22 protein-coding genes and 1 pseudogene are annotated in these 23,442 nt (G+C 67.0%); 13 read left to right on the forward strand and 10 right to left on the reverse strand.

Annotated elements, in window-relative coordinates:
- Positions 1–133 precede the first annotated feature (133 nt).
- Entirely contained in the window at positions 134–424 is a 291-nt protein-coding gene (locus ACAM55_RS20030) for a DUF1330 domain-containing protein (RefSeq protein WP_369653215.1), read from the forward strand.
- Between the two features lie 90 nt (positions 425–514).
- Here the strand turns inward: ACAM55_RS20030 and ACAM55_RS20035 are convergent, their stop codons facing one another.
- The 4 genes from ACAM55_RS20035 to glmS all read right to left on the reverse strand — a co-directional run bounded on the left by ACAM55_RS20035 (position 515) and on the right by glmS (position 5,126).
- Entirely contained in the window at positions 515–973 is a 459-nt protein-coding gene (locus ACAM55_RS20035) for a hypothetical protein (RefSeq protein ID WP_369653216.1), read from the reverse strand.
- 17 nt (positions 974–990) lie between these two features.
- Entirely contained in the window at positions 991–1,386 is a 396-nt protein-coding gene (locus ACAM55_RS20040; RefSeq protein WP_369653217.1) for a hypothetical protein, read from the reverse strand.
- Between the two features lie 353 nt (positions 1,387–1,739).
- A complete protein-coding gene (locus ACAM55_RS20045; protein WP_369653218.1) occupies positions 1,740–2,909 on the reverse strand; it encodes a hypothetical protein in 1,170 nt (389 codons plus the stop codon).
- Between the two features lie 336 nt (positions 2,910–3,245).
- Entirely contained in the window at positions 3,246–5,126 is a 1,881-nt protein-coding gene (gene glmS, locus ACAM55_RS20050; RefSeq protein ID WP_369653219.1) for a glutamine--fructose-6-phosphate transaminase (isomerizing), read from the reverse strand.
- 138 nt (positions 5,127–5,264) lie between these two features.
- On the opposite strand from glmS, the gene ACAM55_RS20055 reads away from it, so the two are divergent.
- Positions 5,265–5,750 (forward strand): Lrp/AsnC family transcriptional regulator, encoded by a 486-nt coding sequence (locus ACAM55_RS20055; RefSeq protein WP_369656434.1) that lies wholly within the window; start codon positions 5,265–5,267, stop codon positions 5,748–5,750.
- A gap of 26 nt (positions 5,751–5,776) precedes the next feature.
- Here ACAM55_RS20055 and glmU read toward each other — a convergent pair.
- Positions 5,777–7,215, reverse strand: a pseudogene (gene glmU / locus ACAM55_RS20060) (bifunctional UDP-N-acetylglucosamine diphosphorylase/glucosamine-1-phosphate N-acetyltransferase GlmU).
- Here glmU and ACAM55_RS20065 point away from each other — a divergent pair.
- The gene (locus ACAM55_RS20065; protein ID WP_369653220.1) at positions 7,214–8,104 is read left to right on the forward strand and encodes a DUF6279 family lipoprotein; all 891 of its coding nucleotides are present in this window, start codon (positions 7,214–7,216) and stop codon (positions 8,102–8,104) included. The pseudogene glmU and the gene ACAM55_RS20065 overlap by 2 nt on opposite strands.
- Before the next feature lie 19 nt (positions 8,105–8,123).
- On the opposite strand, the gene ACAM55_RS20070 is transcribed toward ACAM55_RS20065, so the two are convergent.
- Complete coding sequence (locus ACAM55_RS20070; RefSeq protein WP_369653221.1) at positions 8,124–8,894, reverse strand: Crp/Fnr family transcriptional regulator; 771 nt, start codon at positions 8,892–8,894, stop codon at positions 8,124–8,126.
- A 91-nt stretch (positions 8,895–8,985) separates the two neighbouring features.
- On the opposite strand from ACAM55_RS20070, the gene ACAM55_RS20075 reads away from it, so the two are divergent.
- The gene (locus tag ACAM55_RS20075) at positions 8,986–9,390 is read left to right on the forward strand and encodes a BLUF domain-containing protein (protein WP_369653222.1); all 405 of its coding nucleotides are present in this window, start codon (positions 8,986–8,988) and stop codon (positions 9,388–9,390) included.
- Between the two features lie 52 nt (positions 9,391–9,442).
- Here ACAM55_RS20075 and ACAM55_RS20080 read toward each other — a convergent pair whose 3' ends face one another.
- Complete coding sequence (locus ACAM55_RS20080; protein ID WP_369653223.1) at positions 9,443–9,763, reverse strand: DUF2917 domain-containing protein; 321 nt, start codon at positions 9,761–9,763, stop codon at positions 9,443–9,445.
- Positions 9,764–9,931: 168 nt separating this feature from the next.
- Here ACAM55_RS20080 and ACAM55_RS20085 point away from each other — a divergent pair, with 168 nt between their 5' ends.
- Positions 9,932–10,915, forward strand: coding sequence for a LysR substrate-binding domain-containing protein (locus tag ACAM55_RS20085; protein ID WP_369653224.1), 984 nt, complete (start codon positions 9,932–9,934; stop codon positions 10,913–10,915).
- Between the two features lie 6 nt (positions 10,916–10,921).
- Here ACAM55_RS20085 and ACAM55_RS20090 read toward each other — a convergent pair whose 3' ends face one another.
- Positions 10,922–11,539, reverse strand: coding sequence for a 5-formyltetrahydrofolate cyclo-ligase (locus ACAM55_RS20090; protein WP_012746142.1), 618 nt, complete (start codon positions 11,537–11,539; stop codon positions 10,922–10,924).
- A 36-nt stretch (positions 11,540–11,575) separates the two neighbouring features.
- Between ACAM55_RS20090 and ACAM55_RS20095 the strand changes: the two genes are divergently transcribed.
- The 7 genes from ACAM55_RS20095 to otsA all read left to right on the forward strand — a co-directional run bounded on the left by ACAM55_RS20095 (position 11,576) and on the right by otsA (position 20,485).
- The gene (locus tag ACAM55_RS20095) at positions 11,576–13,579 is read left to right on the forward strand and encodes a transglycosylase SLT domain-containing protein (RefSeq protein WP_369653225.1); all 2,004 of its coding nucleotides are present in this window, start codon (positions 11,576–11,578) and stop codon (positions 13,577–13,579) included.
- A 1-nt stretch (position 13,580) separates the two neighbouring features.
- The gene (locus tag ACAM55_RS20100; RefSeq protein WP_369653226.1) at positions 13,581–14,147 is read left to right on the forward strand and encodes an MgtC/SapB family protein; all 567 of its coding nucleotides are present in this window, start codon (positions 13,581–13,583) and stop codon (positions 14,145–14,147) included.
- A 92-nt stretch (positions 14,148–14,239) separates the two neighbouring features.
- A complete protein-coding gene (locus ACAM55_RS20105) occupies positions 14,240–14,923 on the forward strand; it encodes a glutathione S-transferase family protein (RefSeq protein WP_369653227.1) in 684 nt (227 codons plus the stop codon).
- Positions 14,924–14,968: 45 nt separating this feature from the next.
- Positions 14,969–16,228, forward strand: coding sequence for a multifunctional CCA addition/repair protein (locus ACAM55_RS20110; RefSeq protein WP_369653228.1), 1,260 nt, complete (start codon positions 14,969–14,971; stop codon positions 16,226–16,228).
- A gap of 102 nt (positions 16,229–16,330) precedes the next feature.
- Positions 16,331–17,107: a trehalose-phosphatase gene (gene otsB / locus ACAM55_RS20115; RefSeq protein ID WP_369656435.1), complete on the forward strand. Its 777-nt coding sequence runs from the start codon at positions 16,331–16,333 to the stop codon at positions 17,105–17,107.
- Complete coding sequence (locus tag ACAM55_RS20120) at positions 17,104–19,026, forward strand: glycoside hydrolase family 15 protein (protein ID WP_369653229.1); 1,923 nt, start codon at positions 17,104–17,106, stop codon at positions 19,024–19,026. Before otsB ends, ACAM55_RS20120 begins: the two co-directional genes overlap by 4 nt.
- Positions 19,027–19,099: 73 nt before the next feature.
- Entirely contained in the window at positions 19,100–20,485 is a 1,386-nt protein-coding gene (gene otsA / locus ACAM55_RS20125; protein WP_369653230.1) for an alpha,alpha-trehalose-phosphate synthase (UDP-forming), read from the forward strand.
- A 12-nt stretch (positions 20,486–20,497) separates the two neighbouring features.
- On the opposite strand, the gene ACAM55_RS20130 is transcribed toward otsA, so the two are convergent.
- The gene (locus ACAM55_RS20130) at positions 20,498–20,839 is read right to left on the reverse strand and encodes a hypothetical protein (RefSeq protein ID WP_369653231.1); all 342 of its coding nucleotides are present in this window, start codon (positions 20,837–20,839) and stop codon (positions 20,498–20,500) included.
- Positions 20,840–21,012: 173 nt separating this feature from the next.
- Here ACAM55_RS20130 and ACAM55_RS20135 point away from each other — a divergent pair, with 173 nt between their 5' ends.
- Entirely contained in the window at positions 21,013–22,536 is a 1,524-nt protein-coding gene (locus ACAM55_RS20135) for a PLP-dependent aminotransferase family protein (protein WP_369653232.1), read from the forward strand.
- Here ACAM55_RS20135 and ACAM55_RS20140 read toward each other — a convergent pair.
- Positions 22,509–23,435, reverse strand: a complete 927-nt coding sequence (locus tag ACAM55_RS20140; RefSeq protein ID WP_369653233.1) for an ROK family protein — start codon at positions 23,433–23,435, stop codon at positions 22,509–22,511. The two genes, ACAM55_RS20135 and ACAM55_RS20140, sit on opposite strands and share 28 nt — an antisense overlap.
- Between the last annotated feature and the right edge of the window lie 7 nt (positions 23,436–23,442).

Here is a 23,442-nt window from a genome sequence, read left to right on the forward strand (position 1 = left end):
CAGCAGCCAACGTCGGCCAATCCCAGTGCATGGCCACGATGCGCAAATCGTCCGCCTTCCAGCCTGTGTCGCGGCAAGGCCACGAACAAGCGCAGGCTATATTGTTGGCTCAACAACTGAGAGAGAAGTCACCATGGCAAAAGCCTATTGGGTCAGCGCGTACCGTGCCGTCAAGGACGCCGACAAACTTGCGGCGTACGCAAAGCTGGCCGGGCCGGCGCTCACCGCCGGCGGCGGGCGCTTTCTTGCGCGCGGCCTGCCCGCCGAGGTCTACGAATTCGGTTTGCTCCAACGCACCGTGTTGATCGAGTTCGACAGCATCGAGCACGCCAGAGCCGCGCATGACAGCCCCGACTACCAGGCCGCACTTGCCGCGCTGGGCGACGGGGCCGAACGCGATCTACGGATCATCGAAGGGGTCTGAGCAACCTGGGCAGGCATGCGCGCAGCCAACGAGTCGGTTGCGAGCCTTGCGCGACAAGCGGGCCGCCACATCCTTCTCTGTGCGGCCGAATCAACGGGATGGAACACTGGCTCGCCAGATTCCCTTCACGATCAGCATCGCAAGTAGTGCGCCTCCTCCGGCAAAGACGGCGCATGCGAGCAGGAAGTGCAGCGGCGCCTGTGCCAGCACGATGTCCGGGGCCCCCCATGGAGCGGGAATGACGCCTCTGAAGAGGCCTCGCACGGCAATGTAGATGGGCGCTCCCCCGAAGAGGAGCGCCAGGAAAATCCCGAAGACCTTCAACTGCCACGGCGATAGCACGGTGCGCTCAAAACCGCTGTCTTCGAACCGGGGTTTGCCCAGGATCGGGAGGTTGAATATGACGACGGCGAGCGCGAAGAAGGCGACAAGCACTGCGGGGATGAAGAAGATTCCTGCCAGCGCAGAACTGCCCGAACGCATTTCGATTGCGGCGTACGTCGCACCGAGGAAGATGACAAGCGCAATTGCCCTGCGAAGCAAATCCATCGTTTGGTCCCAATGTGTCAGGTGAGGTCAGTATCCATGTCGTCGTCGTCATTCCAGCGGCGCTCGATCAGCCAGGCGGCCAAGGCGGCGGTTGCCAAGCCCAGCAGGATGCTGCCCCAGCCCCACGGTCCCACGCGCCAGCGAGGAACCATCAGCAGGCACAGCGCCCAGAGCAGCGGCGCGCGCACCAGTGCCCGGACGATCGCACCGGGCACGAGGATCGTCATGAGGAAGACGAACCCCAGCCCCAGCGCCCAAGCCACGATCTCTCCCAAACCCATGGCCACAGTCCAGCCCAGCACGCGAAAGAAATCCACGGCGGGATCCGCATGCACAGACAGGCTTGTAAACGCCAGAATGGCACCCGCCCAGCGGGTGGGCCGAAGGTGCGTTGTCAGGGGCGGGGCGAACATGGGCGCAGTATGCACACCCCCGCCGTGTGCTGGATATCCGACCCGAGAAGGCGCAACGGCCGCGACTGGCGGGTGCATGGGCCGATACCGAAGCAGCTTGGCGCGGACGCCGCCCCTTCTCTCTGCGACGGCGGTACGTCAGGCTCCAAGGGCAGGCGCGCACGGAAGATGGCACGGGAGACCCGTTACCCAACTCCATGCACTCGCGAGCAAGCCGATGTCCTGCTCGGCAAAAAGATCCAGGCCTCACCGTTCGTTTCCATCCAAGAATTCACTCACTTCGGTGAGGGCCTGGGGTTCTGCGGACAAATCAGCAGGTAGGTCTTGGACATTGCCGCACGGGTCGGCAAGGGTCAAACGAGGCGGCTGAACAGTGCTGCCGCATCTTCGCGTGCCTTCCCATCTACGAGCGACTCAAGAGCTTCAAGGCGGACGCCCTCGATGCCCTCGACATACAGGGCCCCGCCTTGATCGTCGTCATAGAGTTGGCCGTCGTACAGGCCGCCATCGTGGTAAGCGTTCATGTCGTCCTTTCTCAGGTCGGTCCCCAACAACTGTGCAAGGTAGATCCATTTCCAGCATGCCCGCAGATCGCGGTGGTCGAATTGCTCAATCAGCGTCCGCATCGCCCAGATGTCCCCGGATTCGGCGGCACGCGTCAGCCAATACTCAACATTCGGCTGGTCGAAGTGATACGCGAGATCGACCAGACGGCTGGGATCGCCACCCGCTTCGGCTGCCCGGTAGAAATAGGTGGCGTCCTCTCGCTGTTCCGCCAGATCCATCAGCGCGTCGGGGTTGCCGAGTTCGGCCGCTCGCTCGAGATGCTGCTGTGCCGCTCGATCAGGGCTGTGCGGCGATTCCTTTCGGAGCAAGGCAGCCGCGTAGGCGTCAGCCCATTCTTTCTCCACGCCATGAAGCACCGCCCCCTCTTGCTGTACGCGGTACCAATGAGCACTTCCCTCCTGCGCTTCGCCGTCCTCGAAATCATCGTGGTCAGAACTGCCCAATAAGGCCAACGCGTAGTGCGCCCGGTGATCGTCTGAGGAAGCGGCGCGCTCCAGGCTCTCTCGCAGAACGGCCGAGCACGCGTCAGCATCCCAAGGCGCCTGATCGAAATCTGCGCCACCGTCGTCGTCGAAATCCTCACGCTCGTGATTCGCATAGAAATCGTTGACGAAGCCGAAGCCCTGTCGGGCCGACGTCACCACGTCGTCGAGCTCGCGCACGCGGATTCCTCTTTCTTCGACCGCACGCCTGATCGTGGCGGCCGCAACAAACGCCACTTCTGGCGCATGCCCGAGCTCAAGGGCTCGTGCGCCGGCGTCACCAAAGGATCGCTTGTTTGCGCGAACGCGATAGTCGTGGTCTTCATCAAAGACATGATTGGCGCACAACGCGGCGTACGAGTCGAAACCCAGCGTCACCGCCAAGATTTCGTAGATGTGCCCGAGCTTGAATGAGGAGCCAGATGTGTCTTGGAGGGCGCGCTTCGCCGTATGAACGAGCTTCTTGATGGTCATAGCAATCCTTTCGTGGTGGCAACACCGCGACGAAGCGAACGCACACGTTTAAAGCCTCGACGCGGCAACGCCAAAAGGAAATGCTGGTGACTGAAGAGAGGGAGAGCCTTGTTCTACTCGTGTGCAAGTACGGTGGGCACCGGCGCAGAGTTCAGCGATTTGGCCGATCGGTGGCACTTCTGCGTCGCAGTTTTGCAACCGATGCGCGGCACGAAACGCCTCATAGGCCGCTATCTGCGCACCAGCACGCGAGGCGACGCACCATGCCTCAGACATTAGTGCGCCGTCTTTGCCATTGATGGCAAAGAATAGCAGCCGACCCGCAAGCCGCCACCCTCACTCCACCGTCACGCTCTTCGCGAGATTGCGCGGCTTGTCGACATCGGTTCCACGCGCGCAGGCCGTGTGATAGGCGAGCAATTGCAGCGGCACCACGTGCAGCAGCGGCGAGAGCGCGCCGTAGTGCTCGGGCATGCGGATCACGTGCAGGCCTTCGCTGCCCTTGATCTTGGTGTCGCCGTCGGCCAGCACGTAGAGCACGCCGCCGCGCGCGCGCACCTCCTGCAGGTTGCTCTTGAGCTTTTCGAGCAGCATGTCGTTGGGCGCCACGGCCACCACGGGCATCTCGCTCGTCACCAGTGCGAGCGGGCCGTGCTTGAGTTCGCCGGCGGCGTAGGCCTCGGCGTGGATGTAGGTCACTTCCTTGAGCTTGAGCGCTCCTTCGAGCGCAATCGGATAGTGCAGCCCGCGGCCGAGGAACAGTGCGTTGTCCTTGCGCGCGAAGTCCTCGGCCCACCCGATGATCTGCGGCTCGAGCGCGAGCACCGATTGCAGCGCAACGGGCAGGTGGCGCATCTCCTTCAGGTAGCGCGCTTCGTCGGCTTCGCTCAGCCGGCCTTTGCTCTGCGCAATCGCCAGGGTCAGCAGAAAGAGGCCGGCCAGCTGCGTGGTGAAGGCCTTGGTCGAGGCCACGCCAATTTCCACGCCGGCACGCGTGATGTAGGCGAGCTTGCACTCGCGCACCATCGCGCTGGTGGCCACGTTGCAGATGGTGAGCGTCTGTTCCATGCCGAGTGAGCGCGCATGCTTGAGCGCGGCCAGCGTGTCGGCGGTTTCGCCGGATTGGCTGATGGTGACCACCAGCGTCTTGGGGTCGGGCACGGAATCGCGATAGCGGTATTCGCTCGCGATCTCGACCTGCGTCGAAATCTTCGCGATGCCTTCGAGCCAGTACTTGGCGGTGCAGCCGCTGTAGTAGCTGGTGCCGCAGGCCAGGATGAGGATCTTGTCGATGTCCTTGAAGACGCGGTACGCGCTGGCACCGGTGGTGCCGTCCTGCCCGATGCCGTCGAACAGCTCGGGCACGATGCCGGCCACGCCTTCGAGCGTGTCGCCGATGGCGCGCGGCTGCTCGAAGATTTCCTTCTGCATGTAGTGGCGGTATGGGCCGAGCTCGGCCGCGCCGCTGTGCGCCTGCACGGTGCGCACCTGGCGTTGCACGGGCTTGTGGTTGCGGTCGACGATCCAGTATTTGCCGGGCTGCACGTCCACCACGTCGCCTTCTTCGAGGTACACGATCTGGTCGGTCACACCGGCCAGCGCCATGGCATCGCTCGCGAGAAAGTTCTCGCCGCCCTCCTTGCCCGCACCCAGGATGAGCGGCGAGCCCGCGCGCGCACCGACCACGCGCTGCGGCTCGTCGCGGCAGATCACGGCAATGGCGTAGGCGCCGTGCAGCTGCAGCACCGCGGCCTTCACGGCTTCGAACAGGTCGCCGTCATAGAGGCTGTCGACGAGGTGGGCGATGACTTCGGTGTCAGTCTGGCTCTCGAACACGTAGCCTTTGGCTTCGAGCGCCGCGCGCAGCACTTCGTGGTTCTCGATGATGCCGTTGTGCACCAGCGCGATACGGCCGGGCCGCGTGCCCTGCGCATCGGTGCCGGGGCCATGGCTGAAATGCGGGTGTGCGTTGTGCACGGCGGGCGCGCCGTGCGTCGCCCATCGCGTGTGGGCGATGCCGGTCAGGCCTTCGACGTGGTCTTCGCGCACCTGGGTGACGAGATCCGCCACGCGCGAGGTGGTTCGCGCCCGCGTCAGGCCGCCCGCATGAACCGCCACGCCGCAGGAGTCATAGCCGCGGTATTCGAGCCGCTGGAGGCCCTGGACGAGGACCGGAACGATGTTGCGATGGGACGCTGCGCCGACGATGCCGCACATGGTGAGCTGCCTTTGAATGAAGAGGAGGTCTGATGGTAGAGAGCAGTGTGAAAAATATGCGCTCTCAATTTCATTGATTTTGAATTTTTATTTCACCTATCCATCCTCGTGGTTTTTTATTCCATAATTTGTTCTTATATGGAATCAATTTCCCTGGATGCAATAGATCTTCGCCTGCTCGACGCCTTGCAGCAGGACGCCTCGCAGACCAATCAGCGTCTGGCCGCCGAGGTCGGCATTTCGCCCCCCACCTGCCTACGCCGTGTTCAGAGGCTGCGGCAAGAGGGTCTCATCGAGCGTCAGATTGCACTGCTCTCACCCGATCGGCTGGCCGCGGTGCTGGGCCACGGACTGCAGGCAGTGGTTGAAATTTCGCTCGACCGGCAGGACGCGGCGGCGCTCGATGCGTTCGAGGCGCGCGTGATCGCCGACGACGCCGTGCAGCAATGCTGGCGCGTCTCGCCGGGACCTGATTTCGTGCTGGTGGTGGCCGCCCGCGACATGCCGGACTACGGCGCGATGGCGCAGCGGCTCTTCACCGCCGATGCCAACGTGCGCAACGTGAAGGCTTTTTTCAGCCTCAAGCGCGCGAAGTTCGAACCCAAGGTGCCGCTCGCAACCTGAGCGCACAGCTTGCTTGCTGCAGGCGATCAGGCCTTGGGCGTCTTCTGCGGGCGTTTCCAGTTCGGAAAGCTGACCGGCTTGCTGCGCGCCACGGTGAGCGCCCCGGGCTCGGTGGACTTGTTGAGCGTGGAACCGCCGCCAATGGTGCCGCCCGCGCCGATGGTGATGGGCGCCACCAACACGCAGTTGCTGCCCACGTGCACGTCGTCCTCGATGACGGTGCGGTGCTTGTTGGCGCCGTCGTAGTTGGCGGTGATGCTGCCCGCGCCGTAGTTGACGCGTCGGCCCACGCTGGCGTCGCCCAGATAGGCCAGGTGATTGGCCTTGGCACCGTCGGCCAGGGTGGAGTTCTTGACCTCGACGAAGTTGCCGATGTGCACCTCGGCACCCAGTTGGGCGCCGGGCCGCAGCCGGGCAAAGGGGCCGACGAGCGACCTTTCGCCCACGGTCACGCCGGTCTTTTCGCCGTCGATGTGGGTGAAGGGATGGATCACCGCGCCCGCTTCGATGCGCGCATTGGCAATCACGCAGTTGGCACCGATGCGCACGCCTTCGCCCAGGTACACCGAGCCCTCGAACACGCAGTTGACGTCGATCTCGACATCGGCCTCGCAGGCCAGCGTGCCGCGCACGTCGAATCGCGCCGGGTCGGCCAGCCGCACGCCTTGCGCCATCAGCGCATCGGCCTGGCGCAGCTGCCACGCCCGCTCGAGCGCCGCCAGTTGCATGGGGCTGTTGATGCCCGCAACCTGGAGCGCATCGCCGATGACGTGCGCAACCACCGGCACGCCGTCGGCAGCGGCCAGCTTGACGATGTCGGTGAGGTAGTACTCGCCCTGCGCGTTGCGGTTGTCCAGCCGCGCGAGCCAGCCCTTGAGGAGGCGCGCGGGCACGGCCATCACGCCGCTGTAGATCTCGCGAATCTGGCGCTGCGCCTCGGTGGCGTCTTCTGCTCGACGATGGCCGTGACTTCGCCGGCGCCCTGCCCCCCCTGCCCTTCCACGCGGACGATGCGCCCATAGCCCGTGGGATCGTCGAACACGATGGTCAGGAGCGCCAGCCTGTGGCCCGCGCTGGCGGCGATCAGCGCGCGCAGCGTTTCCTCGCCGATCAGGGGCACGTCGCCCGAAAGCACCAGCACCGTGCCGTCGTCGGGCAGGAGCGGAACCGCCTGCTGCACCGCATGGCCGGTGCCGAGCTGCGGCTCCTGGCGCGCAAACTGCAGCGCGGCGCCGGTGGTGCTGGCTGACATGGCGGCCTCGACCTCGGCCGCGCCATGGCCGGTCACCACGACCACATGGCGGGCGCCGATGCGCGCGGCGGTGCCGGTCACGTGAGAGAGCAATGCACGCCCGGCCAAACGATGCAACACTTTGGGCAGCCTGCTTTTCATGCGCGTGCCCTTGCCGGCCGCCATGATGACGACGTCGATGGGTCCCTGGTTGTCCTGCGGAATCTGATTCATGCTTCTTTCTACCCGAATGCGTTGCGCCAACTTGGCGCGAATTATCGGTGTGCTGCTGGTGGCCGCCGCGCTCGGGGCGTGCAGTGCGGTCAAGCTGGCCTACAACAATCTCCCCGAGGTGAGCTATTGGTGGCTCGATGCCTACCTCGACTTCGACGGTTCGCAGACGCCCAAGGTGCGCGACGAACTCGTGCAACTGTGGGCCTGGCACCGCCAGAACGAGCTGCCGCGCGTGGTCGGCCTGCTGCAGGAAGCGCAAATGCTGGCACCGGGCGACGTGACCGCGGAGCAGGCCTGCCGCATGGCGGACCAGATCCGGGAGCGCCTGCTGGCCGTGACCGAGCGCGCGGAGCCCGCGGGCACCGAGCTGGCCCTGAGCCTGACCGAGGCCCAACTGCTGCAGCTGGAACGCAAGTACGCCAAGAACAACGCCGAATACCGCAAGAAATGGCTCAACCGCAGCGTCGCGGAGATTCATGAGAAACGCTACGAGAAATACCTCGATCGCCTGGAGGATTTCTATGGCCGGCTGACCCCGGAGCAGCGCGACCTGGTGCGGCGTCAGGTGGCGCAATCGGCATTCGATCCGCGGCTGATCGATGCCGGGCGCCGCAGGCGCCAGCAGGAAGTGCTGGAACTGCTGCGCGGCTTCAGCGCCACCAAGCCGCCGGCGGCTGAAGCGCGTGCCGCCATCCGTGCCTATGTGATGCGCATTGCCGACCCTCCGCCGGGGCCCGGGCGCGATCACCAGCAGGGCCTGCTGCACGAAGGCTGCCGCAACCTGGCCGCCCTGCACAACGCCACCAGCGCCAGCCAGCGCGAACGGGCGGTGCGCCGGCTGCAGGCCTACCAGGACGATTTGCGGCAGCTGGCGATGGCCGCGCAATGAATACGAAGCTGCCGCGCCGCTAAATCAGCGGCGTCGGCCGGATGGGCCGCTCGAAGTAGTCGCCGAGCGCTTCGAGTGCGCGGGGTTCGAGAATGCGCAGCCATCCCGCATCGAGCTTGTAGAGCCCGAGGTGCTGCAGCCTGCGCAGCGTCTTGTTGGTGTGCACCAGCGAGAGCCCCAGCGCATCGGCCAGGTGCTGCTGGTTGAACGGAAACTCCACCCAGCCGTCGCGCTCCATGCCCACGCGCTGGGCCCGGCGGTACAAATGCATCAACAGCATGGCCACGCGCTCGCTTGCGTTGCGCCGGCCGGCGGTGACCAGGTTGTCGTCGACCAGCTTTTCCTCACGCGCGGCGAGCCAGGTGATGGCGTAGCCCAGCCTGGGCTGGGCATGGAACAGTTCCCAAAGCTTGTCGCGCGAAAACGCGCAGAGCGTCGTGTCGGTCACGGCCTCCACGCCGTGCGTCTGGCCGTCGGCAAACTCGTCCTGCAGGCCGATGAAATCGCCGGGCAGCAAGAAATTGAGAATCTGGCGCCGGCCGTCGCGAAGAGTCTTGTAGCGAAAGGCCCATCCGGCATAGAGCGTGAACAGCTGGGCGCTGGGCCGATGCTCTTCGATGATCGCGCCGCCGGCCGGAACGCGGCGGGAGCCCACGCGAAAGGACTGGATGATCCTCAATTCTTCCGCCGAGGCCGGCAAGAAAGCTTCGAGCTGGCGCAAGGCACAGTCGTCGCAGGGATTCGGCCCCTGGGGCGGCGATGCGGTCGGCAGATGGTCCTCGAATTTCACGCACCACTATAGGCTTTTCGCCTGTGTCTTTTTACATTTCGCAGGGGGCCGGAGGTCCATACACTTCGCACGTTTTCCGCCCTCGCCCGCAATGACAGAAGAAGCAGCTCTCCACGAAGTCTTTTATTGCAGCATGCTCACGCAGGACCTGCCGCCAGCCACCGTCGGCTCGATCGTGACCCAGGCCCGCGCCCGCAATGCCCAGTACAGCATCACCGGCCTGCTCGTTTTCGATGGCATGCGCTTCTGCCAGCACCTGGAAGGACCGCAAGGCGCGGTGGAAACCTTGATGCGCCGCATCGCTCAGGATCCCAGGCACACGAGCGTCAGGGTGGTCTACCGCGGCCCGCTGGCGGCGCGCCGCTACACCGGCTTTGGCATGGGCCTGGCCGAAAGCGAGGGCCCCGATCTCATGGCCGGCGTCCATGCCCTGGAGGGCGAAGCCGCGCTCAAGCACTTCCTGGCGCTGCGGCCCAGCTTCGACATCAACGCCTGAAAAGCAAAAAAGGCGGCCGAAGCCGCCTTTCCGTCTGTGGAACACCGGGCGCTCAGGCCGGATCCCACGAGTAGGTGGCACCATAGCCATCCCACGCTTCCATGACGATACGCTGGCCGGCGGCTACCTTCAGCGACTCGCCCGGTGCCAGCACCAGGTCTTCACTGGGATGGGCCGACGTGGCGTCCGGCGTGACCCAGACCCGGCCCTGCTTGACCCGCAGCAGGCTCGCCGACCGCGCCTTCAGGCTCATCGCCTCGCCGGGCGCAATCTGCCAGGCACCGCGGCGCACGGCCGGCGGAACGGCGGAGGCGGTACGGGCGGCGGGCGCGAGGGTGGCGAGCGATTCGTTGGTGCAGACGGCGGTAGACATGATGAAACTCCTTGGGCGTTGCCGAAGTGCGATGGCACAGACGGAGGCAATAGCGCAGTTCGGGAATGAATGATCGTTTTTGTGCCGTTGGCAGTCCAATGAAAACGAGGTAGCCTACTGATTCCGAATTCGCATCAATCGAAACCGAGGCCGCCGCCGCCCTCATCCATGCAGCATTCCCAAACCCACCTGCGCTCCCGGCCCATCTCGGCCGGCCACCTGCGCGCCTTCGAGGCTGTCGCCCGGCACCTGAACTTCCGGGCTGCCGCGGAAGAAATGGCCCTCACGCAGTCGGCCGTGAGCCGCCAGATCCAGTCGCTCGAGGAAGAAGTGGGCGTGGCGCTGTTCCTGCGCCACACCCGGGCGGTGGAGCTCACAAGCGCGGGCGCGCAGTTGCTGCTGGCGGTGCAGCAGTCGCTGCCGCGCATCGACACCGCCGTGCGCCAGATTCGCCAGAGCGCCGGGCGCAAGAGCGTGTCGCTCACCACCTTTGCGTCTTTTGCGTCGATGTGGCTCATTCCGCGGCTCGAGGCCTTCCAGCGCGACAACCCCGAGATCGACATCCGCATCGATGCCAGCGACGTGGCGGTCGACCTGGACGTGGCCGACGTCGACATCGCCCTGCGCTACGGCCCGCGCGAGGCCATGCCGGCCACGGCGGTGCGCCTGTTCGGCGAAACCCTCACGCCGGTGGCGAGCCCCTGGCTCCTGAAAAGCAGCCCGCCCATCAAGACCCCCGCCGACATCGCCGGCTTTACGCTGATCGAGGCCGGCGACGCGCATCGCACGCACCTCGAGTGGCTGACCTGGCGCCGCTGGTTCGAGGTCAACGGCCTGGAACGCGCGCAGCCCAAGCGCTGGCTCTATTTCAACTACGCCTACCAGATGGTCCAAGCCGCGCTCACCGGCCAGGGCGTGACGCTGGCGCGCAGTTCGCTCATCGCCGAAAGCCTGGCCAATGGCGACCTGGTCGAGGTGCTGCCGCAGCACCGCATGGATTCCCCGATGGGCTACTGGCTCATCGCGGGGCCGCGCAATGCGCTGCGGCCGGAAATCAAGGCCTTCTGGGACTGGCTGCAGACGCAGGCCGTCACCACGCGCGAGACCATCGGCGAGGTGCCCGACCCGGACACGGTCGACAACATCGACTGAGCGCGCTCAGCTGGTTGGCCAGACCACGCCGTTGTCGTTGAGGATGGCGTCGAGCGGCAGGTCGTGCGCCTCGGGCTCGAAGTCTTCGAGAAAGCCGTTGGTGAAGCCCAGCCCCACGGTGAAGGGGCGCGGCTCGAGCGCGGCCAGCGTGCGGTCGTAGAAGCCGCCGCCGTAGCCCAGCCGGTAGCCGCCCGCGCTGTAGCCCACGCAGGGCACGAACAGCAGCGTGGGCACGATCAGCTCGGTGTCCTTGGGCTTTGGAATGCCGTAGGCGTCTTCTTCCATCTGGCACCCCGGGTACCAGGCATGGAAGGTCAGCGTCTTGTGCACCTTGTTCATCACCGGCAGCCCGATGCGGCGGCGCTGCGGTTCGTCGATGAGCTCGCCGTCTTCCTTCCAGCGATGCAATGCGGGCAGCGGATCGAACTCGCCCTTGATCGGCCAGTACGCGCCGATCACGGTGTCGGGCCGGCCGACCAGCCAGATCCGCATCACCCGCTGCAGCAGGTCGGCCTTGGCGAGCCGGTCAGGCATTGCCAGGCGCTGCTCGATCAGCGCTTTTCGCACCTGATCCTTGAGAAAACTCGTGGTCGCCGAGGTGTCGGCATCCTTTGACTTGTCCATAATCCCCCGATGCAGTTCCCAAGCATTTTGGCACCCATGCACCGTCGCCCGCGCAATGCAGCGCCCGCGCTGGTTTTTTCCGCCGTTCTGGCCGCCGCCGCACTGCTTGCCCAGCAGCCCGCCAGCGCGCAAACCAACACCAACGACGACGTCCTGATCCAGATGAAGCAGGCGTTCCAGCGCGGCGACAAGGCGCGCCTGGCCGCCCTGCTGCCGCAAGCACGCGGCCATGCGCTCGAACCCTGGGCCGCCTACTGGGAGCTCAAGGCCCGCCTGCAGGAAGCTGCGCCCAACGAGGTGCAGGACTTCTTCGCCCGCTACCCCGGCACCTACCAGGAAGACCGGCTGCGCAACGACTGGCTGCTGCTGCTGGGCCAGCGCCGCGACTGGGACGGCTTCTCCTCCGCCATGGCCGGCTTCCGCATGGGCGACGACGCGCAGGTGCGCTGCTATGCGGTCCTGGTCGAAGCCCTGCGCTCCGGCAACGCCACGCAGGCCCAGGCCGACGAGGTGCGTCGCAGCTGGTTCAGCCAGAAAGAGGCGGACGACGGCTGCCTCACCGCCGCCGACCGCATGGTCGCGTCCCGCCTGATGTCGCCCAACGACGCCTGGAAGAAAGCGCGCCTGGCCATGGAGGCCAATCGCCCGCAGGCCGCGCGGGGCGCCGTGACCATTGCCGCGCCCGATGCGCTGCCGCTGTTCGAAGAACTCAATGCCAGCGCGGCCAAGTTCCTGACCGGCCGCGCCTTCGTGGCCGCCAAGTCGCGCAAGGAACTGGTGGTGCTGGCGCTCATCAAGGTCGCCATGGCCGACCCGGACCAGGCCGCCTCGCAGCTCGACAGCAAGTGGGGGCCGATGCTGTCGGCCGAAGAGCGCAACTGGCTCTGGGGCACCATCGGCCGGCAGGCGGCCGGCAAGCTCTCGCCGCAGGCCGGCAGCTACTTCGCCAACGTCACGAAGAACAGCGACCTGTCCGACGACATGCTCGGCTGGCGGGTGCGCGCCGCGCTGCGCGCCGGCCAGTGGAAGGAAGTGGCGCCCGCCATCAACGCGATGAGCGAAACCGCCCAGCAAGAGCCGACCTGGGTCTACTGGAAGGCACGCGCACTCAGCGCCGCCGGCGGCGACGACCGCCGCGCCCAGGCGCGCGAGCTCTACCAGACCATTGCCGGCACGCGCGGCTTCTATGAAATGCTGGCGCTCGAAGAACTCGGACAGCGCACCGTGGTGCCCACCCGGCCGGCGCCGCTTACGCCTGAAGAGAAAAATGCCGCGCGCAGCAACATCGCGCTCAACCGCGGCCTCTATGCCATCGCCATCGGCCTGCGCCCCGAGGGCACGCGCGAATGGAACTACGCCACCAACCTGCACGACAAGGGCGGCATGGACGACCGCGCGCTGCTGGCCGCGGCCGACTTCGCCTGTCAGCGCGAGGTGTGGGACCGCTGCATCAACACCAGCGAGCGCACCAAGGGCGTGATCGACGTCGAGCAGCGCTTTCCCATGCCGTTCCACGACACGGTGCTGCGCAAGAGCCAGGACATCGGCCTCGACCCGGCCTACGTCTACGGGCTGATCCGGCAGGAAAGCCGCTTCATCATGGATGCGCGCTCGGGCGTGGGTGCCTCGGGCCTGATGCAGGTGATGCCCGCCACCGCCCGCTGGACCGCGCGCAAGATCGGCATGAGCGACTTCACGCCAGGGCAGATCAACGACCGCGAGACCAACATCACCATCGGCACCAACTACCTCAAGCTCGCGCTCGACGACTTCGACGGCTCCATGGCGCTGGCCGCCGCGGCCTACAACGCCGGTCCGGGCCGGCCGCGCAACTGGCGCAACGGCCCGGTGATGGAAGCCGCGATCTGGGCCGAGAACGTGCCCTTCAACGAGACGCGCGACTACGTGAAGAAGGTGCTGGCCAACACCACCAACTACGCCGCGCTGATCAGCGGACGCCCGCAGTCGCTGAAAGAACGCCTGGGCCGGGTGGGCCCGCGCGACGCCTCGGAACCCGAACCCAACAAGGATCTCCCCTGAGATGAGCTGGACCCGCGAGGTGCTCGACACCATTGCGGCCGAGTTCTCGGACGTGGGCGACATCGCCCAGCTCACGCGCATCATCGTCCGCCTGATGCTCGCCGCGGTGCTCGGCTTCATGCTGGGCTTCGAGCGCGAGCAGCACGGCAAGGCGGCGGGCGTGCGCACCCACATGCTGGTGGCCATCGGCTCGGCGCTGTTCGTGCTGATTCCGCAGCAGACCGGCATCGTGCCGGCCGACATGAGCCGGGTGATCCAGGGCCTGGTGGCGGGCGTAGGCTTTCTCTGCGCCGGCACCATCCTCAAGCAGGGCCGGGACGAACACCAGGTGCAAGGCCTCACCACCGCCGCCGGGCTGTGGATGACGGCCGCCATCGGCATGGCCTGCGGGCTCGGCCGCGAGGTGACCGCGGTGCTGAGCGCGCTGCTGGCGCTGGCGGTGCTTGGGCTGGTGCCGCGCCTGGTGAGCCTGATCGAGCGCATGGTCGGGCCGCCGCGGGGCGAAGCCAAGGCCGGCGGCCAAGCGCCCCGCGTGATCGCAGCACCCGAAGACCGGCCGCCGCGCTGAGTCCGCATCAATCCGCGCAGGCTTCGGCATCAATCCACGCGCACGGCCGCGCTAGCATCAAAGGTTTCTCATCCGAACCGCGGAATCACACGATGCGCAAGCTCTACATCGGCAACAAGAACTACTCGTCCTGGTCCATGCGGCCCTGGGTGCTCATGAAGCAGGCCGGCATCCCGTTCGAAGAGGTAATGGTGCGCTTCGATTCGTTCGACGCCCATTCGCAGTTCAAGAACACCATCGGCGCCCTCAATCCCGTGGCGAAGGTGCCGGTGCTGGTCGACGGCGACCTGGTGGTGTGGGACACGCTCGCCATTGCCGAATACCTGGCCGAGACCTTTCCGCAGAAGCAGCTCTGGCCCCGCGCCGCGGCCGAACGGGCCCGCGCGCGCAGCATCTGCGCCGAAATGCATTCGGGCTTCGGCAGCCTTCGCAGCCTGTGCGGCATGAACATCGAAGCCTCGCTGGCCGATGTCGGCGCACGTTTGCTGAAGGACAACCCCGGCCTGCAAGACGATGTCGACCGCATCGTGCAGATGTGGAGCGGCCTGCTCGACGCCCACGGCGGTCCGATGCTGTTCGGCGAGTTCAGCATTGCCGACGCCTACTTCGCGCCGGTCGGCACGCGCATCAAGACCTACGGTCTGCCGGTGCCCGCCGCCGTCTCGGCCTACATCGAGCGGGTGCAGGCCCTGCCCGGCGTCAAGGCATGGATCGACGATGCCCTGGCCGAGAAGGACTTCCTGCCGTTCGAAGAGCCCTACCGCACCGCTCGCTGATGCGCTTCGGGTTCAGGGGAGCCTGAGTATCCCTACACTGGACGGATGAAAACCTATCTCGTCGGCGGTGCGCTGCGCGACCGGCTGCTCGGGCGGCCGGTGTCGGACCACGACTGGCTGGTGGTGGGCGCCACGCCTGAAGAAATGGTCTCGCGCGGCTACCTGCCCGTGGGGCGCGACTTTCCGGTGTTCTTGCATCCGCGCACGCGCGAGGAATACGCCCTGGCCCGCACCGAGCGCAAGAGCGCTCCCGGCTACCGGGGCTTCACCGTCCATGCCTCGCCCGACGTCACCCTGGAACAAGACCTGGCGCGACGCGACCTCACCGTCAATGCCATTGCCATGCCTGCGGAGTTCGTGCAGGCCGATGGCAGTTTCGAGCCCGATCCCGACAAGCTGGCCGACCCTTTCCATGGCCGGCGCGACCTGCAGCAGAGGCTGCTGCGGCATGTCACCGACGCCTTCCGCGAAGACCCGGTGCGCATCCTGCGCGTGGCCCGCTTTGCGGCACGCTTCGACGATTTCTCGGTCGCGTCCGAAACCATGGCCTTGATGCGCGAGATGGTCGAGGCCGGTGAAACGGATGCGCTGGTGGCCGAGCGCGTGTGGCAGGAGCTGGCGCGCGGCCTGATGGAAACCCGCCCGTCGCGCATGTTCGAGGTGCTGCGTGCCTGCGGCGCGCTGGCCGTGCTGCTGCCCGAGGTCGACCGGCTCTGGGGCGTGCCGCAGTCCGCCGAGCATCATCCCGAGGTCGACACCGGCGTGCACCTGATGATGGTCATCGACACCAGCGCCAGGCTCGATGCGCCGCTGCCGGTGCGCTTTGCCTGCCTGATGCACGACCTCGGCAAGGGCACGACCAGCCCCGAGGAACTGCCGCGCCACCCCGGCCACGAGAAGCGCAGCGCCGAACTGCTGCACGCGGTGTGCGACCGCTGGCGCGTGCCGGTGGATGTTCGCGAACTGGCCGAGGTGGTGGCGCGCGAGCACGGCAACATCCATGGCAGCGGCGAACTCGAGGCGGCACAGCTGGTGCGCCTGCTGGAGCGCTGCGACGCCTTCCGCAAGCCGTCCCGCTTCGCCGACGTGCTGCTGGCTTGCGAGTGCGACTCGCGCGGCCGGCTCGGATTCGAAGACCAGCCCTATCCGCAGCGCGAGCGGCTGCTTGCGGTGCTCTCCGCGGCCGCCGGCGTGGCAACCGATGTGGTGGCGCGCGCGGCGCAGCAGTCGGGCGCCGCCGGGCCGCAGATCGGCGAGGCGATCCATCGCGCCCGGGTCGAAGCCGTGGCGGCGTCGCTGGGCTGAAGCCCGATTCAAATACGCCGGAGCGGTACGCCGCCGAACGCTTGCGGGACTTTGGCCGACACAGCAAATGCCAGGCTCGTGTTATGGTTTTCACCAATGTCAATGCCCTCTCAGACGCCTCCCCCGCTGGGCCGGGACACCGCCCTCTTTCTCGACTTCGATGGCACGCTGGTCGCGCTTGCGCCCACGCCGGAAGCCATCGAGGTCCCCCCTGCGCTGGTGGCCCTGCTGCAAGACCTGCGCGACCAGCTCGGCGGCGCCCTGGCCGTGGTGTCTGGCCGCCAGATCGATGCGATCGACCGGTTTCTTGCCCCGCTGCGGCTGCCGGCCGCCGGCGAACACGGCGTGCAGCGGCGCGACCCGCAGGGCCGCATGCGGGAACAGCACGCGCCCGATCTCGTGCCCATTCTCGACATCGCCAACGAGCTGGCGCGCGTACATGAAGGCCTCCTGGTGGAGCGCAAGCACGCGGCCATCGCGCTGCACTACCGGCTGGCGCCCCAGTTGGAGGCCGTGTGCAGGGACGCGATGTCGCGCGCCATCACGGGCCGGCCGTATCTCGAGCTGATGCACGGCAAGTTCGTGTTCGAGGTCAAACCCACGGGCATCAACAAGGGGATTGCCATCGAGGCCTTCATGAACGAGGCTCCGTTCGCGGGACGCGTGCCGGTCTTTGCGGGCGACGACACCACCGATGAGAGCGGCTTTGCGGTCGTGCAGCCGCGCGGCGGCGTCGGCATCAAGGTCGGTTCGGGCCCGAGCCTGGCTCTGCACCGGCTGGAATCGCCCCGCGCGGTCTACGAATGGCTGGTGCAGGTGCGCGACCTGCTGGCCGCGCCGGAAAAGAAGAAAGACGAGTCCCCAAGGAACCCTGAATGAGCGAGATGCAACTGTCGAAGGCACCCGAAGATCGCGCGGGCGCGTCCCTTTCCGGTGCGGCCAGGCCCGCCGAGCAGGCGTCCGTCGACCCGCGTGCCGCGGTGCAGGCCGTGCCGCGCGGCTTCGGGCCGCCGGCCGAACCGTCGCTCAACGTCGGCGTGATCGGAAACTGCGCCTACAGCGCGCTCATCGACGCCCGAGGACGCGCCGTATGGTGCTGCCTGCCGCGCTTCGACGGCGACCCGGTGTTCAACGCCCTGCTGCACCCCGGCGAAGAGGCCGGCGCCTGGGCCATCGAGATCGAGGACTTCGCCTCCAGCAAGCAGTGGTACGAGCCCAATACCGCGGTGCTGCGCACGCAGCTTTACGACAGCGCCGGCCAGGGCATCGAGATCACCGACTTTGCGCCGCGCTTCTACAGCCGCTCGCGCTACTTCCGGCCGCTCATGATGGTGCGCCGCGTGAGGCCGATTGCCGGCGCGCCGCGCATCCGCGTGGCGCTCGACCCGCGTTTCCAGTGGGGCGCCACGGCGCCGCTGGAGGTGACGCGCGGCAGCAACCACATTCGCTACGTAGGGCCGGACGTGACGCTGCGGCTCAACACCGACGCCTCGATCTCGCACATTCTTTCGCGCCAGCCTTTCGTGATCTCGCGCGAATACAACTTCATGTTCGGCGTCGACGAAACCCTGCTCGACGGCATTGCCGACACCGCGCGCAGCTTCGAGCAGGAAACCATCGCCTACTGGCGCACCTGGAGCAAGCGGCTGGCCATTCCGTTCGAGTACCAGGACGCGGTGATCCGCGCGGCCATCACACTCAAGCTCTCGCTGTACGAAGACACAGGCGCCATCGTCGCCGCCATGACCACCAGCATTCCCGAGGCGCCGGGCAGCCAGCGCAACTGGGACTACCGCTACTGCTGGCTGCGCGATGCCTTCTTCGTGGTGCGCGCGCTCAACTCTCTGAGCGAGGTGGGCACCATGGAAGACTACCTGCGCTGGCTCGGCAACGTGGTGATCGGTTCGCACGGCGAGCACATCCAGCCGCTCTACGGCATCGGGCTGGAGCGCGAGCTTCCCGAGTCGATGGTCGAGAGCCTGCAGGGGTATCGCGGCATGGGGCCGGTGCGCGTGGGCAACCAGGCGCAGGAGCACTTCCAGCACGACGTCTACGGCAACATCGTGCTTGGCGCGGCACAGGCCTTTCACGACCACCGCCTGCTCGCCCGCGCGGGCGTGGCCGAGTTTCCGCATCTCGAAGCCGTGGGCGAACAGGCGATCCGCGTGTACGGCACGCCCGATGCCGGCATGTGGGAGCTGCGCACGCGCGCACGCGTACACACCAGCTCGGCACTGATGAGCTGGGCCGCCTGCGACCGGCTGGCCAAGATCGCACGTGCGCTGGAGTTGCCCGAGCGCGCCGCCTATTGGCACGGGCATGCCGCGCGCATGAAGGAAGAGATCCTCGCCAAGTCATGGTGCGAGGAGCGCCAGGCCTTTGCCGAAAGCTTTGGCGGCCACGAACTCGACGCCAGCATCCTGCTGATGGTGGAGGTGGGCCTGATCGACGCGCGCGATCCGCGCTTCATTTCGACCGTCGACGCCATGGAAAAGTCGCTCTGCGATGGCCCCTACATGCGCCGCTACGAAGCGGCCGACGACTTCGGCAAGCCCGAGACGGCCTTCAACATCTGCACCTTCTGGCGCATCGACGCACTGGCCAAGATCGGCCGCAAGGCCGAGGCCCGCCAGATCTTCGAGACCATGCTGGCGGCGCGCAACCCGCTCGGCCTGCTGTCGGAAGACACGCATCCGGTCACAGGCGAGATGTGGGGCAACTTTCCACAGACTTATTCGATGGTGGGCATCATCAATGCCGCCGTGCGGCTGTCGGCGCCCTGGGATTCGTGCATATGAGCGCCGCGCCGGGCCGCCCCAAGCAAGCTCGCCCCCGCCTGGCGGGGAGGCGCGCAGCGCCAGGGGTGCACCAATGAGCCGGCTCGTCGTCGTTTCGAACCGCGTCGCGGATCCGCGCAAGCCGGCCGCGGGCGGCCTGGCCGTCGCACTCGGCGAAAGCCTGCAGCAAAGCGGCGGCCTGTGGTTCGGCTGGAGCGGGCAGATCGTCGAGGACGGTCCCACGGGGGAAGGCGAGCTGCACATGCTGCAGGCCGGCAAGGTCACGCTCGCCACCATCGACCTGAGCCGCGAGGACCACGACAGCTACTACCTCGGCTACAGCAACGACGTGCTGTGGCCGGTGTTCCACAACCGGCTCGACCTGGCCCATTTCGACGCCGGCTTCATCGGCGGCTACCGGCGCGTGAACCAGCTGTTCGCGCGCAAGCTGATGCCGCTCCTGAAGCCCGACGACATCATCTGGATCCACGACTACCACCTGATGCCGCTCGCGGCCGAGTTGCGTGCCATGGGCTGTCGGCAGCGCATCGGCTTCTTCCTGCACATTCCGCTGCCGCCGCAGATCATCATCGCGGCCGTTCCGCAGCACGAGTGGCTCATGCGTTCGCTGTTCTCCTACGACCTGATCGGCTTCCAGGCGCAGCAGGACGTGCAGCATTTCGAGCACTATGTGCGCAACGAAGCCCACGGCGAATACCTGGGCGACGAGATGTACCGCGCCTACGGGCAGACGGTGCGCTGCAGCTCCTTCCCCATCGGCATCGACGTCGACGAGTTCGCCGCGCTCACGCACGCGAAAGAGTCCCGCGACATGTTCGAGACCATGAAGCGCGAGTATTCGCAGCGCCGGCTGCTGCTGGGCATCGACCGGCTCGACTACTCCAAAGGCATTCCGCAGCGGGTGCGGGCCTTTCGCGAGCTGCTGGCCAACTACCCCGAGAACCGGCGCAGCGCCACGCTGATCCAGATTGCATCGCCCACGCGCGAAACGGTCGATGCCTACGGCGACATCCGGCGCGAGCTCGAGTCGCTGTGCGGTGCCATCAACGGCGACTACGGCGAACTGGACTGGATGCCGGTGCGCTACATCCACCGCATGGTGGCACGCAAGCGCGTGCCAGGGCTGTGCCGCGCCGCAGCGGTCGGCCTGGTGACGCCGCTGCGCGACGGCATGAACCTCGTCGCCAAGGAATACATCGCGGCGCAAGACCCGGCCGACCCGGGCGTGCTGGTGCTGTCGCGCTTTGCCGGCGCGGCCGAGCAGCTGAAGGAAGCCCTGCTGGTGAATCCGTACGACACGCACGGCACGGCCGAAACGGTGCAGCAGGCGCTGCAGATGCCGCTCGAGGAGCGGCGCGAGCGGCACCAGAAGCTGCTGTCGCGCATCCGCGAGCAGGACATCCATTGGTGGCGGCGCAGCTTTCTCGACGCGCTGCGCCACGCCGCGAGCCAGCGTTAGAAAGCCGGCCGCTCAGGTGCCGGTCAGGAGGCGCACCAGGCGCATCACGGGCCGGGTCTCGGCGGGCCGAGCGGCCGGTGCGGATGCCTGCTGCGGCGCATGGACCCGCAGCCGCACCGGCGTGAGCGCCGACAGTTCGATCCAGCCGCCGCGTTCCAGGCGATGCACGTCGCCTTCGGCCAGCACGGTCTTCACGGTGAACACGGTGTCGCCGAACCATGACGGCGGCGACACGAGCTGTGCCTGGCCTTCCAGCATCTCGACCCACGTGGCGGGGTCGAGCGGGGTGCGCAGGGCTTGCCCCGCTTGCAGGATGACGATGTCGGGCAGTTGGTCGAGCGTGAGGGGGGACATGGCGCGGCTTCCGGAGTGGGTGCGGCCATCGTAGGAATTCGGGCGCCCAAAAAACAGGCACACACCAAGGCGATTCGCACCGGAACAGCGGGTGGCACGGCGCATCTGTTATGGTCGTTTTCCTGTGCAACTGCATCTGTTTTCGGATGCGCGATAGGGAGAGCATCGACGCCATGGACTCGCTACCGCTCTACCGCCAGCTCGCAGCGCACTACGTGGACGCGATTCACACCGGCTCGCTCAAGCAGGGCGACAAGCTGCCGTCGCTGCGCAGCCTCATGCGCCTGCACGACATCAGCCTTTCGACCGCACTGCAACTGTGCCGCACGATGGAGAGCGATGGATGGGTCGAGGCACGCGACCGGTCGGGGTATTTCGTGCGCCGGCCGCGGCGCCTGGCCATTGCGCCGATGGAGGAGCCGGCCGCCGGCGTGCCGCCCGATCCGGCGCAGTACGTGGGCATCCATGCGAAGGTGTCGGACTTCGTGGCGCGCCGCCGACAGATTCCCGAGAAGCTCAACCTCTCGATCGCGCGTGGCGCGCCCGAGCTGTACCCGGCCGAAGCGCTGCGCAATGCGATGACGCGCATGCTGCGCCAGCAGCCCGAGATGCTGGCGGTCGCGTCGCCGCTGAAAGGCCATCGCCAGTTCCGCGAGGTGCTCGCGCAGCGCAGCCTGCGCGTGGGCATGGCGATCTCGCCAGACGATATTCTGGTCACCAACGGCTGCATCGAGGCCCTTAACCTCGCGCTGCGCGCCGTGGCGCAGCCAGGCGACACGGTGGCGGTGGAGTCGCCCACCTTCTACGGCCTGCTGCAGGTGCTCGAAAGCCTTGGCATGCGCGCGCTGGAGATCCCGACCAGCCCGCAGACCGGCCTTTCCATCGAGGCACTGGAGCTTGCGATCAGCACCTACGACAACATCAAGGCCGTGGTGGTAGTGCCGCACCTGCAGAACCCGCTGGGCAGCCTGATGCCCGACGCCCACAAGGCGCGGCTGGCGCAGCTGTGCGAGCGGCACGCGATTCCTCTGATCGAGGACGACACCTACAGCGAACTGGTCGACGCCCCGACGCCGCCGCGCGCGCTCAAGTCGTGGGACACCAGCGGCAACGTGATTCATTGCGCCTCGCTGCACAAGATTCTTGCGCCCGGCCTGCGGCTGGGCTGGATCACCGCCGGACGCTGGCAGGCGCGGGTGGAAATGCTCAAGTTTGCGCAGACGCGCAACAACGAAGGGCTCTCGCAAGGCGCGGCGGGCCTTTTCATGGGCACCGGCGCCTACGACCGCCATCTGCGCCATCTGCGCGGGTGCCTCAAGACCCAGCGCGAGCAGACCGCCGATGCGATTGCCAGCTACTTTCCCGCGGGCACGCGCATCAACCTGCCGCCCGGCGGGCTGCAGCTGTGGGTCGAGCTGCCCGAACGGCTTTCTTCTTCACGGGTCTTCGATGCGGCGCTGGCCGAGCGCATCGTGGTGGCGCCCGGCACGCTGTTCTCCAATTCTTCCCGCTTCGACCACTACCTGCGCATCAATTGCGGCTGGCCTTACGGCGAGCCGGTCGACACCGGCCTGCGCCGGCTGGGCCAGATCATCGAGACGCTGAGCCGCGGCGCGGGCCCGGGGACGGCACCCGCTGCGACCGCCTGGCCGCCCGAGGCGCGCAGGCTTCAGTCGAGCAGCGCGAGAGCTGCGTAGTCACCGACCTTTTCGCCGAGTCCCGCAGGCACCAGCATCACGCCGCGCGTGAGCGGCAGCAGCTTGCCGTCGACCTGCGCCTGCAGCCGCGGCAGCAGAAAGTCGCGGTGGTGCCAGAACACGCTGCCGCCCAGGCTGATGCGCTGGAGATCGAGCGTGGCCACCAGGTTGTAGATCATCCGGCCCATGACGCGGCACAAGGCATCGACGATCTCGATGGCGTGGGCTTCGCCGCCCGACGCGGCCGCGAACAGCTCGGGCGCGGGCTGCCCCAGGCGGCGCGCGATGGAGTTGCCCGCCACCAGCGCCTCCACGTCACCGAGGTTGCCGCAGCCGCAGAGCGCGCCGCTGGCGTCGTCCGCCACGAAACTGTGGCCCGCATGTCCGGCGTTGCCGTTCTTGCCGCGCAGCGCACGGCCGTCGACGCACAGGCCCACGCCCACGCCGGTGCTCCAGGTGACGTAGGCGCAGTGGTCCAGCCCCTGCAGCGCGCCCCACTGGCGCTCGGCCTCGAGCGCCGCCACCGCGTCGTTCTCGACCCGCACGCTGCCGAAGCGCCGGGCCAGCGGTGCTTCGATGATTGCCGTCATCCAGTTGTTGGGCAGGCCACGCGCCGGCCCTGCAATGCCGCCGCAGATGTTCGGCGTGGCGAGTTCCACCAAGCCGTCACGCAGCTCGAAGGGCCCGGTCGAGGACACGCCCACGCGATCGATCGAGGCGATATCGACGCCTTGTTCGGCGCAGGCTTCCTCGATCATCCGGATGATCTGCACGGCCACGGCATCGTTGTTGCCGGTCTTGGCGGTCGGCTCGCTGCGGCGGCCAAGCAGCGGCGCATCGCTCGAGGGGGAAAGGCTCACGGCCACCTTGGTGCCGCCGATGTCGACGCAGGCTCTCATCGCGTGG

It is taken from the genome of Variovorax sp. V213 (assembly GCF_041154455.1).
In the GTDB taxonomy this organism is placed as follows: Bacteria; Pseudomonadota; Gammaproteobacteria; order Burkholderiales; family Burkholderiaceae_C; genus Variovorax.

Bases quoted from the DNA above. Each gene is read 5' to 3' on its own strand.
- ACAM55_RS20040 (WP_369653217.1), bottom strand. From the start codon at position 1,386: ATGTTCGCCCCGCCCCTGACAACGCACCTTCGGCCCACCCGCTGGGCG.
- ACAM55_RS20095 (WP_369653225.1), top strand. From the start codon at position 11,576: ATGCACCGTCGCCCGCGCAATGCAGCGCCCGCGCTGGTTTTTTCCGCC.
- ACAM55_RS20100 (WP_369653226.1), top strand. From the start codon at position 13,581: ATGAGCTGGACCCGCGAGGTGCTCGACACCATTGCGGCCGAGTTCTCG.
- ACAM55_RS20030 (WP_369653215.1), top strand. From the start codon at position 134: ATGGCAAAAGCCTATTGGGTCAGCGCGTACCGTGCCGTCAAGGACGCC.
- ACAM55_RS20055 (WP_369656434.1), top strand. From the start codon at position 5,265: ATGGAATCAATTTCCCTGGATGCAATAGATCTTCGCCTGCTCGACGCC.
- ACAM55_RS20120 (WP_369653229.1), top strand. From the start codon at position 17,104: ATGAGCGAGATGCAACTGTCGAAGGCACCCGAAGATCGCGCGGGCGCG.
- otsA (WP_369653230.1), top strand. From the start codon at position 19,100: ATGAGCCGGCTCGTCGTCGTTTCGAACCGCGTCGCGGATCCGCGCAAG.
- glmS (WP_369653219.1), bottom strand. From the start codon at position 5,126: ATGTGCGGCATCGTCGGCGCAGCGTCCCATCGCAACATCGTTCCGGTC.
- ACAM55_RS20085 (WP_369653224.1), top strand. From the start codon at position 9,932: ATGCAGCATTCCCAAACCCACCTGCGCTCCCGGCCCATCTCGGCCGGC.
- ACAM55_RS20130 (WP_369653231.1), bottom strand. From the start codon at position 20,839: ATGTCCCCCCTCACGCTCGACCAACTGCCCGACATCGTCATCCTGCAA.
- ACAM55_RS20065 (WP_369653220.1), top strand. From the start codon at position 7,214: ATGCTTCTTTCTACCCGAATGCGTTGCGCCAACTTGGCGCGAATTATC.
- ACAM55_RS20110 (WP_369653228.1), top strand. From the start codon at position 14,969: ATGAAAACCTATCTCGTCGGCGGTGCGCTGCGCGACCGGCTGCTCGGG.
- ACAM55_RS20105 (WP_369653227.1), top strand. From the start codon at position 14,240: ATGCGCAAGCTCTACATCGGCAACAAGAACTACTCGTCCTGGTCCATG.
- ACAM55_RS20140 (WP_369653233.1), bottom strand. From the start codon at position 23,435: ATGAGAGCCTGCGTCGACATCGGCGGCACCAAGGTGGCCGTGAGCCTT.
- ACAM55_RS20090 (WP_012746142.1), bottom strand. From the start codon at position 11,539: ATGGACAAGTCAAAGGATGCCGACACCTCGGCGACCACGAGTTTTCTC.
- ACAM55_RS20080 (WP_369653223.1), bottom strand. From the start codon at position 9,763: ATGTCTACCGCCGTCTGCACCAACGAATCGCTCGCCACCCTCGCGCCC.
- ACAM55_RS20035 (WP_369653216.1), bottom strand. From the start codon at position 973: ATGGATTTGCTTCGCAGGGCAATTGCGCTTGTCATCTTCCTCGGTGCG.
- ACAM55_RS20045 (WP_369653218.1), bottom strand. From the start codon at position 2,909: ATGACCATCAAGAAGCTCGTTCATACGGCGAAGCGCGCCCTCCAAGAC.
- otsB (WP_369656435.1), top strand. From the start codon at position 16,331: ATGCCCTCTCAGACGCCTCCCCCGCTGGGCCGGGACACCGCCCTCTTT.
- ACAM55_RS20135 (WP_369653232.1), top strand. From the start codon at position 21,013: ATGGACTCGCTACCGCTCTACCGCCAGCTCGCAGCGCACTACGTGGAC.
- ACAM55_RS20075 (WP_369653222.1), top strand. From the start codon at position 8,986: ATGACAGAAGAAGCAGCTCTCCACGAAGTCTTTTATTGCAGCATGCTC.